The organism is Myxococcus eversor (assembly GCF_010894455.1).
Classification (GTDB): Bacteria; Myxococcota; Myxococcia; order Myxococcales; family Myxococcaceae; genus Myxococcus; species Myxococcus eversor.
In genome coordinates this window covers 1-388 of the sequence record NZ_JAAIXY010000109.1, presented here as the reverse complement: position 1 = coordinate 388, position 388 = coordinate 1, and the positions used below count along the sequence as shown (strand labels likewise).

The following is a 388-nucleotide window of genomic DNA, read 5'->3' as shown; positions in this document are numbered from 1 at the left end:
CTGGACTGGCTGCGTCATCGCCCGCGCGCGCAGCACCCGGACCTCATCCTCCTGGACCTGGTGTTGCCCCGGTTGGATGGATGGGAGCTGTACGGCCACTTGCGCACGGACGCGCGGCTGCAGCACCTGACGGTGATGCTGATGTCCTCGGCGAGAGGTGCTCCGGACGTGCCGCTGCACGGGGTGGTGGGCTTCCTGCACAAGCCGCAGCAGCCGGAGGCGCTGGTGCAGGCCCTGGCGGAGCGTTTGCGCGAGCTGCCCGGGCGTCCGAAGGAACCCCCGCGCGTGCCGTACGCGCTGCGGCTGACGGACGAGTCGCTCTACGCGCTGCACGCCCTGCCGGCCCCGGTCCGTCACTCGGTGCGCGTGCACCTCTTGCGCGCCTCGG

Annotated in this window: 1 protein-coding gene; it reads left to right on the top strand. The window is 72.2% G+C overall.

What is annotated here, in order from left to right; translation table 11 throughout:
- On the top strand, positions 1–388 hold a 388-nt coding region (locus G4D83_RS45355), incomplete at both ends, for a response regulator (RefSeq protein ID WP_163871186.1).